The organism is Streptomyces goshikiensis (assembly GCF_014650555.1).
GTDB lineage: Bacteria > Actinomycetota > Actinomycetes > Streptomycetales > Streptomycetaceae > Streptomyces > Streptomyces goshikiensis.
The window spans coordinates 497896-515100 of sequence record NZ_BMVE01000003.1 but is presented as its reverse complement, the minus strand read 5'-3'; the positions used below and the strand labels follow the sequence as shown (position 1 = coordinate 515100).

The window sequence follows — 17205 nt, the reverse complement described above, 5'->3', positions numbered from 1 at the left end:
ACCCGGACGGGGGGAACTTCTCGGGGCGTTGGGGCGCTCGGGCCGCGTGCCCGCCGCGTGCCGTGCGGCCGTGCGGCCGTGCGCGGGAGGGCTACAGGCGGACGCTCCACGTCGCCGAGGTGCGGAGCGTGCGGGCGACCAGCGGGTCGCGTACCGCCGAGGTGCGGTCCTCGGCCGTCACGGTCAGCTTGTGCGCGCGCAGGTCGAGGAGCCACAGCTCCGCCACCCGCACCTCGGTCCGGCCCCGGAACCGCTTCAGCTCCCGGCCGTCCAGGTACCACTTGACCTCGGGCTGCCGCCCGTACGCGTCGGCCAGCCGGGGTACGGAGGCCTTCGCGGTGTGCCAGGGCCGCAGGGTGCGGTCCGTCGGGGTGAGCGGGGTGACGAACGTGGCGTGGCGGGCGAAGCCGGCGATCATCGCCTCGGTGCCGGGCAGGCTGAAGGGCTTGCCCAGCACCCGCATGATCGAGTTGTCGGTGGGCCGGTACAGCCCGGTCACGTAGTAGCCGCCGCCCTCGTACGCGCCGACGACGCCCCCGTCGGGCGATTCCTCACCCAGCCAGCGGTACCACTTGGTGCGCTCCCGGGCCATCCGGTCGGCGGTCAGGGTGGAGCTGTTGGATTCGGCGGGCTCGGGGCCGGTGTACTTCTCGTAGTCCGGGACGCCGGGGTAGAAGTACTCGTCAGCGAGCTTGCCCAGCGAGTGGCCGGTCTCGTGGATGGCGACCTGACCGGACTTCGCGTTGCCGGCGGAAGCGGTCGAGATGCCCTCGTAGCCGAGGGTGGCGCTGGGCTCGTTGTAGCCCGCGCCGCCGTACTTGGCGCTGTTGGCGAGCACGATCACCAGGTCGGCGGCCAGGGCCTTCGCCACGTAGGCGTCCACCTTGGGCTGGTCGACGCAGAGCAGCCGCTCGATGTCCTCGCACCAGAAGTACGAGCCGAGGGCGGTGTCGCGCACGGCGCCCCGGTCCGGGTCCCCGGTGACGCCCGAGTCGTTCGAGACGGCGTCGACCGTCCATACGTTGAAGAGGTTCTGGTAGGTGGTGTACGGCTCGACCGCCGCCACCTCGGCCCATTTCTGCCGGGCGTCGGCGTGGAAGCGGTCCAGTTCGGCGGCGGTGTAGCCGTCGCCGATGACGACGACGTCCAGGCGGTCGGCGGTGGAGCCGTTGTCGATCATCTTGGTGACGTCGCCGTCGGCCGCCCGCTCGGCCTCCGAGAGCCGGGCCGCGCCCTTCGCCTGCCCGGAGAGGGGTACCCGGGTGTAGCCGGATCCGGCGTCGGTGCCGTGCTCCGGCCCCGGTATCTCTACCTTCACGCGGGCCGTCGCGGGGGCGGGCGGCGGGCCCGCGGCGGCAGCGGCGGCGCCGGGACCGGCGGTCAGGAGCGCGGCGGCCGCGCAGGCCGTCGCGACGGCTCCGCACAGGGTCCGGCGGATGGTGGGGTGCATGGAGTGGAGTCCTCCCCCGTAGAAGGAAGTTGAGGCGCACGGAAGTGCACAGGGACGGAGGTTAAGTGGGGATGTAAGCATGCTGATGCGAGTGCTTAAATTAGGGGCCGCGCGGGGCGTGCGCAATGGTTGGCCCTCCCGCACCACGGGGAATGCGAGCAACGAGGGGAATTTCATGGGGGAGTTCACAGGAGCGTTCACGGACGAACCGGCCGAGATCGGCCGCCGCGTCCAACGCCTGCGCACGGGACTCGGTCTGACGCAGCGCCAGTTGGCGGATCCCGCCTACACCCCCGCCTACATCTCGACGCTGGAGTCGGGCAAGGTCCGCCCCTCCGAGACCGCGCTGCGCTTCCTCGCCGGACGCCTGGGCACCTCGTACGAGGAACTCGCGACCGGACGCCCCGCCCATCTGGCCACGGAGCTGCGGCTGGGCCTGACCGACGCCCAGCGGGCGCTCGCCACCGGCGCCGCCGACGAGGCCGCCGTCCGCTACCGGCGGCTGCTCACCGACGCCGAGCACCTGGACCTCACCGCCGAGCGGGCCGAGGCCCTGCTCGGGCTCGGGGACTGCGCCCTGGAGTCCGGTGAACTCGCCGATGCGATACGGCACTTCGAGGCGGCCGAAGGGCTACTGGCGGGCGAGCCGCTGCCCCGCCGGGCCCGTCCGATCCGGGGCCGGGCCGTCGCGCACCTGCTCGCCGGGGAACTGCGCTACGCCTGCTACCTCCTCGAATCCACCATCGACGAACTCAACGCGGGCGGGCTGGCCGACCCCGAGGCACTGGTGCTGCTCTACGCCGCCGTCATCGGGCCGTACATGGACATGGGGGCGCACGCCCGCGCCGCGCACGCCGCCGAGCTGGCGCTCGCGCTGGCACCCCGGGTCAGCGACCCGGCGCTGGTGGCGGGGATGCACCGGCAGGTCGCGCGGACGTTCCTCGCCGAGGGCCGGGCGGCCGATGCCGACGCCTCCCTCGCCAAGGCGCAGGCGGTCTACCGGGAGTTGCGGCTGCGCACCGATCTGGCGCACTGCCACTGGATGCGCGGCTACGTCCAGGCCCAGAACGGCGATCTCGACTCGGCGGAGGCGGAGTTGCGCACGGCGCGGGACATGCTGGCGGCCAAGCGCGCCGCGCTCTACACCGCGCAGGTGGAGATCGAACTCGCCGACGTACTGCGCCGGCTCGGGCGGTACGAGGAGGCCGCCGGGCTGCTGTCGGTGCTGCTGGACCTGGGCGAGCGCCACGGCGCGGTCCACGCGGGCGGCGCGCACCGGCTGCTCGGCCTGATCGCCGAGGAGCGCGGGGAGCCGGACCTCGCCGAGGAGCACTACGTACGGGCGCTGGCGCTGCTGGAGCGCAGCGGGGCCACCGGCGATCTCGCCGACCTGTGCCGGCTGTTGGGGGATCTGCTGCGGCGTACGGGGCGGATCGAGGCCGCGCTGGACGCGTACCGGACGGGGCTGGGTCACCGCGCGGCGCCCGGGTCGACCACGCTGGGGCCGGCGCCGGCCGCTCCGGCGCTCCCGCCCCGCCCGGCTCCCCAGCGGTAGGGGCGGGGCGCCCGTCTCAGGGGGTGGCGGGCAGCGGGTGCCCTTCGGGGCCGGTGGCGTCGGCCTGTGTGGAGAAGCGGGAGAGGAACACGTCGTACTGCCCGTCCGGCCTGCGGGTCATCGTCGCGCCGTCCTGCCAGATGCCGTTGTCGTCCCACCACTGGGTGCCGTACGGATCGCCCTGGTTCTGGTGGACGTCGTGCATGCCGAGGCCGCCGTCGTCGAACGGTTCGCCGAAGACGAGGATGGGCCGCCCGGGTACGAGGATGGGTTCCAGGGCGTCCGAGGCCTCGGCGTACGAGCCCGAGATCCAGGGGCGGGGCGGGCTCAGGCGGTCCAGGAGAGCCGCCAGCCAGGCGATGCCGCAGCCGGTCCGGTTCCGCAGGGCCGGGTGGCGCAGGTAGTCGATGGCGCCGGAACCCGAGGTGCGGGCGAGGTGGTGGTAGCCCGGCGGCAGGTCGGAGGCCGGTTCGAGGACGGATGCGGCGAGGGTGCGGACCTGCCAGCGCACACCTGTGGTGGACTGTTTGCTGTCCACGTCCACGGCGCAGCGGTAGCGGCCGGCGGGGGCGTCGACCTCCAGGTTGACGTGGAACCAGCGGCCCTGGGTGTCGGGCTGATCGCGGAAGTGGCGGTGCAGGGTTCCGGACAGCACGCCGTATTCGTCGAGCGGCATGCCGTCAGTCAACCACGCGGGCGCGGGTGAGGGTGCCGACACGGCTGCGGCTCATGCGCGGCGGCCGTGGCCGCGCCGCCACACCAGGCGGCAGGCCTGGAAGGACAGCATCAGCAGCGCGACCGTCGCGAGCGTGGAGGCGGCGCCGAGCGCTCCGGTGGAGACGACCCGGAGCAGCGACACGGCGAGGGCGCCGGGGCCCGTGTCGTAGGCCGCGGCGGCGGGTTCGAGTTCGATCGCCCCGTAGAGCACCCGGCACACCAGGCTCACGGCAGCCAGCACCGCACCGGAGCGCACCACCGTGCCCAGCGCTCCCGGGGTCGCCCATGCTCCGCGCATCCTCGTCACGTCCTCTCCCCCGCTCCGTCCGGTGCCTGTCGTACCCCACCATGATCCCCGGCTCGGGCCGGGGGCCTGCGGCCGCCCCCCTCGGCCGCGGATCAGCCGTTCAGCGACTTCATCAGCTCGGGGGCGTAGCGGTCGCCCGAGACCACGCCGTGCGGGGCTACGGCGTCGATGGCGGCCAGGTCCGCCGCGGTGATCGTCACGGCGGTGGCGGCGATGTTCTCCTCCAGGTAGCGGCGGCGCTTGGTGCCCGGGATCGGGACGGCGCCCCGGCTCAGCGTCCAGGCGAGCGCGAGCTGCGAGGGGGTGACCCCCTTGTCGGCGGCGAGGCGGCGGACCTGGTCGACGACGGCCAGGTTGCGGGCGAAGTTCTCGCCCTGGAAGCGGGGGTCGGTGCGGCGGAAGTCGTCGGCGGCGAAGTCCTCCGGGGTGGTGATCGCCCCGGACAGGAAGCCGCGGCCGAGCGGCGAGTAGGCGACGAGCCCGATGCCGAGTTCGCGCAGGGTGTCGAGGACGCCGTCGTACTCGATGCCGCGCTCGAAGAGGCTGTACTCGGTCTGCACGGCGGCGAGCGGGTGCACGGCGTGGGCGCGGGCGATGGTGGCGGGCGCGGCCTCGCACAGTCCGACGTGGCGGACCTTGCCGGCGGCGACGAGCTCGGCCATGGCGCCCATGCTCTCCTCGACGGGCACGTTCGGGTCGATCCGGTGCAGGTAGTACAGGTCGATGTGGTCGGTGCCGAGGTGCCGCAGGGAGCGGTCGGCGGCGCGCCGGATGTACTCGGGGGTGGCGTTGTGGCCGAGGAAGGCGCCCTCGTCGGTGAACTCGGCGCCGGTCTTCGTGGCGATCACGACGTCTTCGCGGCGGCCGTTGGCGGCGAGGGCCTTGCCGAGGAGCTGCTCGTTGCGGAAGGGGCCGTAGCCCTCGGCGGTGTCGAGCAGGGTGACGCCCAGCTCCAGGGCGCGGTCGATGGTGGCGAGTGACTCGGTCTCGTCGGTGGCTCCGTAGTGCGCGGTCATGCCCATCAGGCCGAGGCCTTCGGCGCCGACCTGCAGGCCCTGGCCGCCCAGTGCGCGGATCTCCATGATGCTCTCCTTCGAGGCGAACGTAAGTAACTAACTGGATAGGTCAACCATGCACGGGCGGTGCGGCTGATGTCAATAACCAGATAGTTACTTGCTAGGCTGCCGGTCATGGCAAGGGATTCCAGCGCAACGAAGGCACGCCTGCTCGACGCGGCCTTCTCCGAATTCGCGACGTACGGCATCGCCGGCGCGCGGGTCGACCGGATCGCCGAGGCGGCGCAGGCGAACAAGCGACTCATCTACGTCTACTTCGGCAACAAGGAGCAGCTCTTCGACGCCGTGCTCCAGCGCGCGCTGGAGACCGGCTCGGAGTCCGTGCCGTTCGACGTCGAGGACCTGCCGGGCTACGCGGGCGCCATCTTCGACCACCTCGTCGCACAGCCGGCGCTGATGCGGCTGATGCTGTGGAAGCAACTGGAGCGGCCGGGCTCGGCGGACGCGGAGGCCGCGTCCTACCGCGCGAAGATCGCGCTGGTGGAGCAGGCACAGCGGGCGGGGCTCATCGAGCCCTCGCTCGACCCCGCCGACGTCCTGACGCTGGTGCTGGGCCTGTCCCAAGCCTGGTTCGGCGCGATGGGCGGGGACGCCGGCTGGGACCCGGAGCGGCTGGCGCGGCACCGGGCGGCGGTGGTGGAGTCCGTCCGCCGCGCCACGTCACCGGCGCCGACGCCGTAGCGGGCCGGCCCGCGCCCCGCTGCCGCCAGGCGGGCGCCGCCCGGGCGGAGGCGATCGCTCGGCGGCGCGCTCCCCAGGGGCGACCCAGATCCGGAACCGCCTCGGGGCCCGCACCCCACGGGCCGTCCGCCTGCGGATGACTGCGCCCGGGACGGGAATCTCCGCCGGTACGCCCGCCCGACTGCGCGCAGACGGTGCCGCGGAAGCCCGCCTCCACATCCAGGGCGTACGTGGTCACCGCGCCCGGCATCACCGCCCCGGCCCATCGGGCATCGGACCTGGGCCCCCCAAAACAGGGGCCGCCACCCGAGGCTGCCTGCATCCCGCCGAGGCCGACGAGCCGGGGCCGCCAGGCGGAAGCCGACGGGCGACGGGCCTGGGCCGACGAGCACAGGCCGCCGGGCAGGGCGCCAGGCGGGGGCTGCCCGCATCGAGCCGGGGGCGACCGACCTGGGCCGCCGGGCGGAAGCCGACGGGCGACGGGCCGGGGCCGCTGAGGTGCCCGGGCCGGGGTGCTCGGGTGCCGGAAGAGGGTGCGTTCGCCAAGCGGCCGAGTAGTGCGCTGCGGACTGCCGTGGTGGCAGCCGTTGGCTGCGGTCGGGGTGCTCATGCCACCGCCCGCACGGTCCTCGGTCGTCGTGAGCGCGGCAGGTGCCGTGTGCGGTTCAGGGGCCGATTGCCCGTCCCGTCGGCGAGGCACGGCACGGCACGGCACTTGATCAAGTGCCCGGCGGGGCGTTGCCGCCCGCCTCGGCCGCCGTGCAGGCTGCTGCCGCCCGTCCCCCGCCGTCGGGCCGCGCGTCCGTCGTTCAGTCACCGCCGAAAGGGAACCGATGTCCGTTGAAGCGTCCCGCCGTGCCCTGCTGACCGGAGCGGCCGCCGCGGCCGTCGTCGCAGCCACCGCCACCGGCGCCCGCGCCCGCGCCGGTACGGCCGATACCGGAGGGGCCGGTGCCGGGCCCGTCGTCCGTACTACCGCCGGGCTGGTCGGCGGGGACGTCGCCGGGCGGACCGCCGCCTTCCGTGGCGTGCCGTACGCGGAGCCGCCGGTCGGCCGCCTGCGCTTCGCCTCGCCCCGGCCGCCCCGCCCCTGGCGCGGCGTCCGCGACGCCACCCGGTTCGCCGCCCCCTCGTACCAGTCCGCGCTGCCCGGAAGCAGCGAGGACTCCCTCTACGCGAACGTCTGGACCCCGGACACCGGGGGCAGGCGGCCGGTCCTGGTCTACGTACACGGCGGCGGCTGGTTCCTCGGCGCGGGCAGCCAGGACGTGTACGACGGCGAACGCCTCGCCGACCGGGGCGATCTCGTCGTCGTCACCTTCAACTACCGGCTCGGCGCCTTCGGTTGGGGGTCCCACCCGGACCTGGCCGATCCCGAGACCGGCTCCCACGCCAACTGGGGCCTCCAGGACCAGGTGGCGCTGCTGCACTGGGTCCGGGCCAACGCCCGTGCCTTCGGCGGCGATCCGGACAACATCACCCTCGCCGGCACCTCGGCCGGCGGCGCGAGCACCTGGCAGTTGTCCCTGATGCCCGAGCTGCGCTCCACCGTCCGGCGGATCGTGCCGATCAGCGCGGCACACGCCTGGGCCCCCGCGCTCGCCCTCACCGCGCAGGACTCGGTACGCGCGTACGAACGGCTGGCCGGGGCGCTCGGCACGAGCGTCGCCGGGCTCCGCGACGCGGACGCCGCCCGGATCAAGGCCGCCTGGGAGGCCACCTTCACCGGCAGCCCCGAGCTGCGCCCGCTGGGCAGCGGCCGCGAGTACCGGGGCCCCGTCGTCGACGGCCGCTGGGTGCGCGGGTACGACCACGAACTGCCCACTCCGCGCGTGCCGGTGCTTTCCGTCCACGCCGCGACCGAGGGCTCCTTCTTCACCGGCCCCGCCTCCCCGAGCCCGTCCCCGGCGCCCACCGACGAGGCGCAGCTGCACGCGTCCGTACGGGCCTGCCTACTGAAGGGGACGCCCGACGTGCCGGCGGAGCTGGTCGAACGGTGCGTGTCCCACTACCGGGCCGCCGCGCTGGCCGAGGGACTGCCGGCCGACCCGCTGACGCTGTGGACGGAGATCTGGGGGGACAGCCTCTTCCGGGGTCCGGTGATCCGGTTCGCCGAGCGGCACGCCAGGACGGGCAGCACCCCGGTGTACGTCACCGAGTTCGCCCACCCGGTGCGCGCGCCGCACTTCGGCACTCCGCACGAGGCCACCTCGAAGTTCCTCTTCGGCACGCACCGGCTGCCCGGGCAGGCGCCGGTGTTCGGGGACGGTCCGCTGGAGCGCACGGTGTCGGACACCTTCATCGATCTGGTGGCCTCCTTCGCGCACACCGGCGTCCCGGCCGCGCCGGCCGCCCCCGCCGTCCCGGTGTTCACCCCGGGCCGGGCGAGCGCGCTGATCCTCGGCGGTCCCGGGGTGGCTCGGGTCGCGGAGCTCCCCAAGCAGCGCCAGCTGCGCTTCTGGGACGAGGCGGGCTGGGGTCCGCGCATCTGACGCCCGCCCCAGAGGATGCCCGAGGTCACGGGCCGACTGCCGTTCCACGCGGCCGCGTTGCTCATCCCGGCACGGGCCGCGGCCGCGGTGGGCAAGCCGGCCCCCGCACCCCGGAGGCGGGGGTGGCCGCCGGGACGACCGCCCCGGGCGCGGCGGACGCGACCGAGGAGGTGGCGGGGGGCCTTTCCTCCGGCGAGCGGCACGGCTCCGGTCGGCGCCGCCGTCGGCTCGGGCACCTCCTCGGGGGTCAGCGGCGCTTCGCCGGTGTCCGCGGGGCCGAGGCGGGGGCGGCCGGTCAGTCGTTGTCGGCGGCGAAGGCGCCCTTCGCGTGGAAGGCGTGTTCGGCGAAGCGTTCGCCGATGCGGCGGTGGGCCGCGGTGTCCGGGTGGAGGGCGTCCGGCAGCGGCAGTTCCGCGAAGTCCGCCTCGCCGTAGAGCGTGCGGCCGTCGAGGTAGTGCAGGTTCGGGTCCTCGGCCGCCCGCTGCGCGGTGATGCGGGCGAGTTCCTCCCGGATGACGTTCAGCGTCAGCTTGCCCAGGGCGCGCTCCGCCGGGTCGCCGAGGGCCCGGAAGCTGAGCTGCCGGCCGCTGAAGTCCGGTGCGAGGGGGCCCGGGGTGTCCTCCTGGATGGGGCAGAGGATCGGGGAGACGACCAGCAACGGCACCTCGGGCCGGCCCTCGCGGATGGTGTCGAGGAAGCCGTGCACCGCCGGGACGAAGGCCCGCAGGCGCATCAGGTCGGTGTTGACGAGGTTGATGCCGATCTTGATGCTGATCAGGTCCGCCGGGGTGTCGCGCAGGGCGCGCGCGACGAAGGGGTCGAGCAGGGCGTTGCCGCCCAGCCCCAGGTTGACCAGCTCCACGCCGCCCCGGGCCGCGGCCACCGCAGGCCAGATCTCGGTCGGGCCGGCGGCGTTGGAGCCGTGGCTGATCGAACTGCCGTGGTGTAGCCACACCCTGCGGCCCCGGTCCGGCAGGGGCTCGACGGGGGCGTCGGTGCGCAGCGCTATCAGCTCGACGGTCTCCCGGTGCGGCAGCCAGATCTCGACGTCCTTGGCGCCCGCGGGCAGCCCGGAGAAGCGGGCGGTGCCGGGCGGGCCCGGGGTCGTCTCCATCGATCCGGTGGTCATGTCGACGGTGCGGACGTTGCCGCCGGTCACCGTCGTCCGGCCCGTCAGACGGCCGTCGACGACCAGGTCGTAGAGGCCCTCCGGGGTGGCGGGGGCGCCCGGGTAGACCGTCTTGGTGGGGAGCACGTCCAGCTCGACGGCGGTGGCTCCGGTACGGAACGCCACCCGTACGCCGGAGGGCTGGGCCTCGACCATGGCCAGGTACCCGTCCGGGAACTGCCGGCGGGCCCGGGCGGGCAGCCGGTGCGGGAGCACGCCGTGCTCGGTGGCTTCCACGTCGAGGGCGCCGCGCAGCACGCGGGCGTCGACGGGGGTGGTGATCCAGTCGGTCACGTCGGCTCCTTTGCCATGGGGCAGTGGTGGCGATGGCGGCGGTGGCGGTACGGAGTCACCCGTGCGGCGGCCGGGACCGCACCGCCCCCGAGTCGATCATCGCGATCACGGCACCCTACCCAGGATCGGCCCCTTCCTGCGGACGGCCGGCGTCCTTGAACTCGACGGTGGTGAACAACAGCGGGGTGTGACCGCAGTTCTCCAGGTCGTGCAGCAGGAACTCGCCGGGGCCGAACGTGAAGTGCCGGGTCTCCCCCGCCTCGTACGTGACCTCGCGGGTCGTGCCGTCGGCGGTGTGCTGGCGGCCGCGCCCGGCCGTCAGGGCCGTCCAGAAGTAGTCCAGGACGTGCCGGTGCGCCGGCAGCCGCTCGCCCGGTGCGAGCCGGATCTCCCAGACCCGTACCCGGTCGGTCTCGCTGAGCAGGCGCCCGCCGACCCGGCCGTTGTGGGCGTTGGCCGCGAACTCCGCGCGCAGTTCGGCGGACCAGCCCTCGTGGTCGCGGGCCACCAGGGTCCCGGCGAGTGGCAGTCCGTGATCGTTCACCATCATGTCCGCGCCTCCTCAGGCGAGTCGGCCGCCGCCGTCGACGTGCAGTACGGTCCCGGTGACGAACGGGGCGGCCATCGCGTACAGCACCGCCTGGAGCAGGTCGTCGGGGGTGCCGGTGCGGCGGGCGGGGTTGCGCTCGGCGACGTGCTCCAGGAAGGACTCCTTGTTCTCGCCCAGCCCGTCCCAGGCTCCGGAGTCGACGATGCCGGGCGAGACCGCGTTGACGCGTACGGGGGCGAGCTCCACCGCGAGGGCTTCGACCAGGAAGGACAGCGCACCGTTGGTGGTGGCCATGACGACCCGCTCGGGTGCGGGGCGCCAGGCGGCGACTCCGGAGAAGAAGGTGAAGGAGCCGCCCGGGCGGACCTGTCCCGCCAGGTGCTTGGCGAGCAGCAGCGGGCCGATCACCTTGGCGTCGAACGCCCGGCGCACGGCGTCGAGCGCGAGGCCGGACACCGGCCCGTTGGCGGGCATCGCGGCGGTCGAGACCAGGTGGTCGAACGCACCGGCGCGGGCGGCGAGGGCCGCGATGGACTCCTCGTCGGCGAGGTCGACGCGGTGGATGCCGGCCGCCGGGGCGGCCAGGGTGGCTGCGGTCGCCTCCAGCTTCGCGGTGGAGGGGCCGGCCAGCAGGACCTCGGCGCCGGCCGCGGAGGCGGCCTGCGCGAGGTGCCGGCCGATGTGCGAGCCCGCGCCGACGACGATGATCCGCCGTCCGTCGAGGCTGTCCCCGGGGGTGGTGCTGAGCGTGCTCATGGTGCGTGTCCTTCGGCTCTTCGACTGTCCGTTCCGGCGGGGCCGGCCGGGCCGGTGCGGCCCGTGGTGACGACTCTGCCGCGAGCCGCCTCATGCGTCCAAGGCATCGTTCTCATGGCTGCGATAGCCTGAAAGAATGATGAAGGAGACGAGCACAGCGGCGGACACAGCGACGGGCACAGCGACGAGCACGGCGACGGGCACGGCGATGGCGACGCTGCGGCAGTTCGAGTACCTGGTCACCGTCGTGGACACCGGATCCTTCACCCGCGCCGCCGAGTTGCTGCACGTCACCCAACCCGCCCTGTCGAAGCAGGTCCAGGCCCTGGAGCGGAGCGCGGGCGGCCCGCTGCTGGAGCGGCTGCCGCGCGCGGTGCGGCTCACCCCGATGGGCCGGGCCATGCTGCCGCACGCCCGCGCCGCGCTCGCCGACGCCGAGCGGGCCGGTACGGCCGCCCGGCGCGCCGCGGGTCTCGCCGGCGGGGAGATCCAGCTCGCGACCGTCTACTCGATCACGCTGGGCGTGCTCCCGCCCGTCCTGCGGATGTGGCACCGGCGCCATCCCGAAGTCCGCGTCAGGCTGGTGGAGTTCGCGCACGCGGACGCACTGCTCGCCGCCATGGCCGCGGGCCGGGCCGACCTCGCGGTCGGACCGGTGCCGGACGGCTGGGACGGGCCGGTGCGCGCCCTGGGCACCGAGCGGTTCGTGGTGGCCGTCGCCGCCGACGATCCGGTGGCGGCGGCGGGCACGGGCCGGGTGGCACTCGGGGCCCTCGCGGAGCGCGCCTGGGTGCACTTCGCCCCGGGCAACGGCCTCGCGGAGGTCCTCGACCTGGCGTGCGAGCGCGCGGGGTTCCGGCCGCGCACGGCGGTGCGTACCGAACAGACCGCGGCCGCACCGTTGTTGGCGGCGGCCGGACTGGGCCCGGCGCTGGTTCCGGCGAATCTGGTCCCGGCCGGTTTCGCGGGGCACCTGCTGGATCCGGAGCCCCCGGTGTCACGGGAGCTGGCGGCGTACGCGCGGCCGCGCCCCGATCCGGTGACCACGGCCTTCCTGGAACTGCTGGCGGAGCACGCGCGGCCCTGACGCCGGGCCCGCAAAAGGGTTTGACGCCCTCCGGTGCCGGGAGTTCGGATGGTGCCCCATGAGCACAGAGCGAATGAGCGGTCCGTCCCCCCTCGACGAGGACCTCGTACGGCGCCTGGTCGCCGGGCAGTTCCCGCGGTGGGCGGGGCTGGCGGTGGAGCGGTTCGCGTCCGGCGGCACGGTGAACGCCGTGTACCGGCTGGGCGCGGACATGGCCGTACGGTTGCCCCTGGCGGCGGGCGGCGCCGGGGACGTGGCGCTGGAGCGGGAGTGGCTGCCGCGCCTCGCGGCCCTGCTGCCCACGCCGATCCCCGAGGTGCTCGGGGCCGGGGAACCCGCCGAGGGGTATCCGTGGCCGTGGTCGGTGTACCGGTGGCGGGCGGGGGCGAATCCCGAGGCGGGGGCGCTGAGCGAGCCCGTGGCGCTGGCCGGGGACCTGGCCGGGTTCGTGGCGTCGATGCGGGGCATCACCCTGCCGGGTGCGCCGACCGCCCATCGCAGCGGGCCGCTCAGCTCGCTCGACGCCGAAACCCGGGCGGCGATCGGGCGGCTGCGCGGGATCCCGGAGGAGGGCGTTGACTGCGACGCCGCGGCCGCGGTGTGGGAGGAGGCGCTGCGCGCCCCGGACTGGGACGGCTCGCCGGTGTGGCTGCACGCCGATCTGATGCCGGGCAATCTGCTGGTGGAGGCCGGACGGCTGACCTCGGTGATCGACTTCGGGTGCGCGGGCGTCGGCGATCCGGCCTGCGACCTGTTCCCGGCGTGGAACCTGTTGCCGGCCGGTGGTGCGCGGGAGGTCTTCCGCGAGGCGCTCGGCGTGGACGACGCGACCTGGATCCGGGGCCGCGCGCGGACGCTGTCGCAGGCGCTGATCGCGCTGCCGTACTACCGGCGGACCAACCCGGCGATGGCCGGCAACGCCCGGCACGTGATCGGGGCGGTGCTGGGCGAGACGGGCCGGAACGTCTTGCCCGCGTCGTCCCGTTAGGGTGCCGTCCATGGACGTGGAATCGATCGCGAACGGGACGGCCGGGTTCGCGGGCACGGTGCACCGGATGCTCGCCGACCTCGTCGGCCGGGGCGCCGCGCTGGGGTGGGTGGAGCCGCCCTCGGCGGAGGAGGTCGCGGAGCTGCTCGACCGCGTCGCCGGGGCGGTACGGGCCGGTGACGGGGCCCTGCGCGTCGCCCGGCTGGACGGGCGCGTCGTGGGGTTCGGGTACTGGCTGCGCTACGCCCGGCCGACGCACCGGCCGCACGCCGATCTGGAGAAGCTCGCGGTGGACTTCGCCGCGCAGGGCCACGGCGTCGGCCGGGCGCTGACCGCCGCCCTGGTCGAGGACGCCCGGGCCGCCGGCATCGAGGTGCTGACCCTGGACGTGCGCGGTGACAACGCCAACGCCCTGGCCCTGTACCGGTCGTTGGGCTTCTCCGAGTACGGCCGCCTCCCCGGCTTCGTCGCCGTCGGGGAGCGCCGCTACGACAAGGTCTTCCTCATGCTGGACCTCCGCCGCGCCCGGTAGGCCGCCTCCTGCGGACCCCGTCAGCCGTTGGGTTTCGCCCGGACGTGCATGCGTTCGCCCTGGCGGCCGAAGAGGCTGAGGACCTCGACGGGGCGGCCGTCCGCGCTGCTGAACCAGTGGGGCAGCCGGGTGTCGAACTCGGCGACCTCGCCGGGGCCGAGGACCAGGTCGTGTTCCGCGAGGACCAGCCGCAGCCGGCCCTCCAGTACGTACAGCCACTCGTAGCCCTCGTGCGTGCGGAGCACCGGCTCGGCGCCGCGGTCCGCGATGACCATCTTGTACGCCTGGAGGGGGCCGGGTCCGCGGGACAGGGGGACGAAGGTGCCGCCGTTCGGCAGGGCGCGGGCCGTCATCCGTACCCGGGGGTCGCCCACTTCGGGGGCGCCGACCAGGTCGTCCAGGGGCACGTGGTACGCGCCCGCGAGCGGCAGCAGCAGTTCCAGGCTGGGGCGGCGCTGCCCGGACTCCAGCCGGGACAGGGTGCTCTTGGAGATGCCGGTCGCCTCGGAGAGCGCCGCCAGGGTGAAGCCGCGCTGGGCGCGCAGCGCTTTGAGCCGGGGGCCGACCTCGTCGAGGACGGCCCGGTACGACGGGGTGGGTTCCATGCGGGCATTCCACCCTGCCGTCCCGGAAACGGCAACAAGAGTTGCCGGGGCGGCGCCGAGAAGCCACGCTCCGCGGCATGAACCCACACAGTGAATCCGCACACGGCCACGGCCGGCGCCACGGCCGTCATCAGACCGACGTCGACCGGGAGGTCCGGCGCGTCCTCGCCGGGCGGCCCGGCCTCGGGGGCCGGGTCACCGTACGCCGCGCCGAACTGCCCGGCGCTCCAGCCGGCCTCGCGGGCGTGCGGAGTGCCGGATGAGCCGGGACGTCACCGGCCCGGACGCGGGCGTGGCCGAGGGCCGGGCGCGGCCCGCGCCCTCGGTGCGGTGGGCGCTCGCCGGTCTCTCGCTGTCGATGCTGCTGTCCTCGCTCGGCACCAGCATCGCCAATGTCGCCCTGCCGACGCTGGCGCGGGCGTTCGACGCCTCGTTCCAGCAGGTCCAGTGGATCGTCCTGGCCTATCTCCTCGCCATCACCACCCTGATCGTCAGCGTCGGACGGCTCGGCGACCTCATCGGGCGCCGCCGGCTCCTCCTCGCCGGAATCCTCCTGTTCACGGTGGCCTCCGTCCTGTGCGGGCTCGCTCCCACGCTGTGGCTGCTGATCGCGGCCCGCGCGGCGCAGGGGCTGGGCGCCGCCGTGATGATGGCCCTGACCATGGCGTTCGTCGGCGAGACGGTGCCGAAGGCGCGGACGGGCAGTGCCATGGGGCTGCTCGGCACGATGTCCGCGGTCGGGACCGCGCTCGGGCCGTCGCTCGGCGGCCTGCTGATCGCCGGACTGGACTGGCGGGCCGTCTTCCTCGTCAACGCCCCGCTGGGCGTCCTGACACTGCTGCTGGCGCACCGTCACCTGCCCGCGGACCGGGCGCGGGAGCCCGGCCGGAGCCGGGCCCGCTTCGACCACGTGGGCACGCTGCTGCTGGCGCTCACCCTCGCGGCGTACGCGCTCGCCATGACCCTGGGCGGCGGCGGGTCCGGTGTCCGGGGCGCGGTCCTGCTGACGGCCGCCGTGCTCGGTGTCGCCCTCTTCGTACGGGCCGAGGCCCGCGCGGCCTCGCCGTTGATCAGCCTGGCCACCTTCCGTGACCCGCTGCTGGGCGCGGGCCTGGTGACGAGCGCGCTCGTCTCGACGGTGATGATGGCGACGCTGGTGGTCGGTCCGTTCCACCTGTCGCGTGCGCTCGGGCTCGACGAGGCCCGGGTCGGCCTCGCCCTGTCGGCCGGTCCGCTCGTCGCGGCGCTGACCAGTGCGCCGGCCGGCCGGGTCACCGACCGGTGGGGTGCCCGCCGTATGACCGTCCTCGGACTGGGCGGGGTGCTCGCCGGCACCCTGACCCTCGCGGTCCTCCCGGCGAGCCTCGGCGTCATCGGGTACCTCGCGCCCATCGCGCTCACCACCGCCGGCTACGCGGTGTTCCAGACGGCCAACAACACCGCCGTGATGGCCGATGTCCCCGCGGACCGGCGGGGCGTCATGTCGGGGATGCTCAACCTGTCGCGCAACCTGGGGCTCATCACCGGCGCGTCCGCGATGGGCGCCGTGTTCTCGCTCGCCTCGGCGGCGGCCGACATCACCACGGCACGGCCAGGGGCCGTCGCCACCGGCACGCGGATCACGTTCGCGGTCGCGGCGGCCCTGATCGTCCTCGCGCTCGCCGTCACGACGGCCGGCCGGCGGCTGGCGCGCCGCGCACCCCTCCCCGCGTGAGGCGCCGCGTACCCGGTCACAGGCCTCCGGTGTTCAGCAGCCGGTTGGGCGTCCCCGCCGGGACGCCGGTCAGGGCGCCGGGTACGGCCCGGCCCAGGAGCCAGGTGCGGACCTGGGCGGGTGTCGCGGCGGGGTGCGCGCCGAGGTAGAGCGCGACCACGCCCGTCACGTGCGGGGTGGCCCAAGAGGTGGCACCGGACTCGTCGGTGACGGTGCCTCCGCCCGCCAGTACGGAGGTGATGCGCTCACCGGGCGCGTACAGGTCCACGCACGTGCCGTACCCGGATCCGAACCCCTCCGAGTCCTTCCAGTGGCGGTCGGTGCGGGTGGAGGCCGCGACGACGATCTCGCCGCTCACCCCGGCCGGGGAGTGACCGCACGCGTCGTCGCTGAAGTTCCCGGCCGCGACGACCACGGGGATCCCCGAGTCGATCAGGCGCCGTACGGCGGCGTCGACGGCGGCGGAGCGGTTCTTGAGGTTGAGGGACATGTTCACCACCGCCGGACGGCGGGCGTGTGCGGTCACCCAGTCCACGGACTTGACGATCGCGGCTTCCGGACCGGCTTCCGGACCTTCTTCCGGACCGGCGCCGGCGGCCGCGCGGTGTCCGGCGCCGGCGCTGCCCTCCTCGCAGGCGAGCCCCTGGACGCGTACGAGGTCGGCCCGCGGTGCGACCCCGTACGTCTTGCCGGCGATGATCCCCGCCACGAACGTGCCGTGGCCGAGCCCGAGACCGTCGAGGCAGTCGCGGGAGTCCGCCTCCCCCACGAAGTCGGCGCCGGCCGTCGCGCGGCCGCCGAACTCCGCGTGCGCGATGTCGAGCCCCGTGTCGATGACGTACACGTGCACCCCGCTGCCGTCGGCGCGCGCGCCGAACTTGCCGTCCAGCGGCCCGGTGCGCTGATCGAGGCGGTCCAGGTGCCAGGGCACTCCCGTGCGGACGACGGGTGCCGGCCCCGTACCGGACCCGGCGCTCCCGGTCGGGGACGGGGACGGCGCGGGCTTGCCGGACGCGGCCGGGGAGGGCGCCCCGGACGGGGAGGGCCGCGCCGACGCGGACGGCGGCGCCGACGCCCCCGGAGCCCCCGATCCTCCCGGTGCCGCCGGCTCCGTCGGCCCGCACGCCGCCAGGCCCAGTACCGCCGCCACCCCTGCCGCCACCCACGCGCGTCTCATGTCCGGCTCCCGTCGCCCCGGCGGCCAACCGCCGCCGCCCACGGAGACGAGCCGCG

At 74.8% G+C, this 17205-nt stretch carries 17 protein-coding genes; 8 read left to right on the top strand and 9 right to left on the bottom strand.

Annotated elements, in window-relative coordinates; all coding sequences use genetic code 11:
- Positions 1–91: 91 nt before the first annotated feature.
- Positions 92–1450: a M64 family metallopeptidase gene (locus IE248_RS12420; RefSeq protein ID WP_229895273.1), complete on the bottom strand. Its 1359-nt coding sequence runs from the start codon at positions 1448–1450 to the stop codon at positions 92–94.
- 175 nt (positions 1451–1625) lie between these two features.
- On the opposite strand from IE248_RS12420, the gene IE248_RS12415 reads away from it, so the two are divergent.
- The gene (locus IE248_RS12415) at positions 1626–3005 is read left to right on the top strand and encodes a helix-turn-helix domain-containing protein (RefSeq protein ID WP_100581061.1); all 1380 of its coding nucleotides are present in this window, start codon (positions 1626–1628) and stop codon (positions 3003–3005) included.
- A 16-nt stretch (positions 3006–3021) separates the two neighbouring features.
- Here the strand turns inward: IE248_RS12415 and IE248_RS12410 are convergent, their stop codons facing one another.
- From IE248_RS12410 to IE248_RS12400, 3 genes are all read right to left on the bottom strand, one after another.
- Complete coding sequence (locus tag IE248_RS12410; RefSeq protein WP_073798734.1) at positions 3022–3681, bottom strand: DUF2278 family protein; 660 nt, start codon at positions 3679–3681, stop codon at positions 3022–3024.
- A 51-nt stretch (positions 3682–3732) separates the two neighbouring features.
- A complete protein-coding gene (locus tag IE248_RS12405) occupies positions 3733–4029 on the bottom strand; it encodes a hypothetical protein (RefSeq protein ID WP_143196370.1) in 297 nt (98 codons plus the stop codon).
- A gap of 92 nt (positions 4030–4121) precedes the next feature.
- Entirely contained in the window at positions 4122–5111 is a 990-nt protein-coding gene (locus tag IE248_RS12400; RefSeq protein ID WP_008744089.1) for an aldo/keto reductase, read from the bottom strand.
- Between the two features lie 108 nt (positions 5112–5219).
- Here IE248_RS12400 and IE248_RS12395 point away from each other — a divergent pair, with 108 nt between their 5' ends.
- Positions 5220–5786, top strand: coding sequence for a TetR/AcrR family transcriptional regulator (locus tag IE248_RS12395; RefSeq protein WP_190030733.1), 567 nt, complete (start codon positions 5220–5222; stop codon positions 5784–5786).
- Between the two features lie 833 nt (positions 5787–6619).
- Entirely contained in the window at positions 6620–8278 is a 1659-nt protein-coding gene (locus IE248_RS12390; protein WP_190030732.1) for a carboxylesterase/lipase family protein, read from the top strand.
- 295 nt (positions 8279–8573) lie between these two features.
- On the opposite strand, the gene IE248_RS12385 is transcribed toward IE248_RS12390, so the two are convergent.
- From IE248_RS12385 to IE248_RS12375, 3 genes are all read right to left on the bottom strand, one after another.
- Complete coding sequence (locus IE248_RS12385; protein ID WP_073798730.1) at positions 8574–9740, bottom strand: GDSL-type esterase/lipase family protein; 1167 nt, start codon at positions 9738–9740, stop codon at positions 8574–8576.
- Between the two features lie 115 nt (positions 9741–9855).
- The gene (locus IE248_RS12380; protein ID WP_373301507.1) at positions 9856–10290 is read right to left on the bottom strand and encodes a cupin domain-containing protein; all 435 of its coding nucleotides are present in this window, start codon (positions 10288–10290) and stop codon (positions 9856–9858) included.
- A 12-nt stretch (positions 10291–10302) separates the two neighbouring features.
- Entirely contained in the window at positions 10303–11046 is a 744-nt protein-coding gene (locus IE248_RS12375; RefSeq protein ID WP_073777049.1) for an SDR family oxidoreductase, read from the bottom strand.
- Between the two features lie 136 nt (positions 11047–11182).
- Between IE248_RS12375 and IE248_RS12370 the strand changes: the two genes are divergently transcribed.
- The 3 genes from IE248_RS12370 to IE248_RS12360 are packed head-to-tail and all read left to right on the top strand — an operon-like array spanning position 11183 to position 13653.
- Entirely contained in the window at positions 11183–12133 is a 951-nt protein-coding gene (locus IE248_RS12370) for a LysR family transcriptional regulator (protein ID WP_229895272.1), read from the top strand.
- A gap of 58 nt (positions 12134–12191) precedes the next feature.
- Positions 12192–13121 carry an aminoglycoside phosphotransferase family protein gene (locus IE248_RS12365; protein ID WP_190030731.1) on the top strand — a complete coding sequence of 310 codons (930 nt, stop codon included), beginning with the start codon at positions 12192–12194 and terminating at the stop codon, positions 13119–13121.
- Positions 13122–13131: 10 nt separating this feature from the next.
- Positions 13132–13653, top strand: a complete 522-nt coding sequence (locus IE248_RS12360; protein WP_190030730.1) for a GNAT family N-acetyltransferase — start codon at positions 13132–13134, stop codon at positions 13651–13653.
- Between the two features lie 20 nt (positions 13654–13673).
- On the opposite strand, the gene IE248_RS12355 is transcribed toward IE248_RS12360, so the two are convergent.
- Positions 13674–14258 (bottom strand): helix-turn-helix domain-containing protein, encoded by a 585-nt coding sequence (locus IE248_RS12355; protein WP_073798727.1) that lies wholly within the window; start codon positions 14256–14258, stop codon positions 13674–13676.
- Positions 14259–14335: 77 nt separating this feature from the next.
- Here IE248_RS12355 and IE248_RS12350 point away from each other — a divergent pair, with 77 nt between their 5' ends.
- Together IE248_RS12350 and IE248_RS12345 are read left to right on the top strand one after the other, a co-directional pair.
- Positions 14336–14521 (top strand): hypothetical protein, encoded by a 186-nt coding sequence (locus tag IE248_RS12350; protein ID WP_190030729.1) that lies wholly within the window; start codon positions 14336–14338, stop codon positions 14519–14521.
- Positions 14518–15972: an MFS transporter gene (locus tag IE248_RS12345; protein ID WP_190030728.1), complete on the top strand. Its 1455-nt coding sequence runs from the start codon at positions 14518–14520 to the stop codon at positions 15970–15972. Before IE248_RS12350 ends, IE248_RS12345 begins: the two co-directional genes overlap by 4 nt.
- Before the next feature lie 16 nt (positions 15973–15988).
- Here the strand turns inward: IE248_RS12345 and IE248_RS12340 are convergent, their stop codons facing one another.
- Positions 15989–17149: a S8 family peptidase gene (locus IE248_RS12340; RefSeq protein ID WP_190030727.1), complete on the bottom strand. Its 1161-nt coding sequence runs from the start codon at positions 17147–17149 to the stop codon at positions 15989–15991.
- Between the last annotated feature and the right edge of the window lie 56 nt (positions 17150–17205).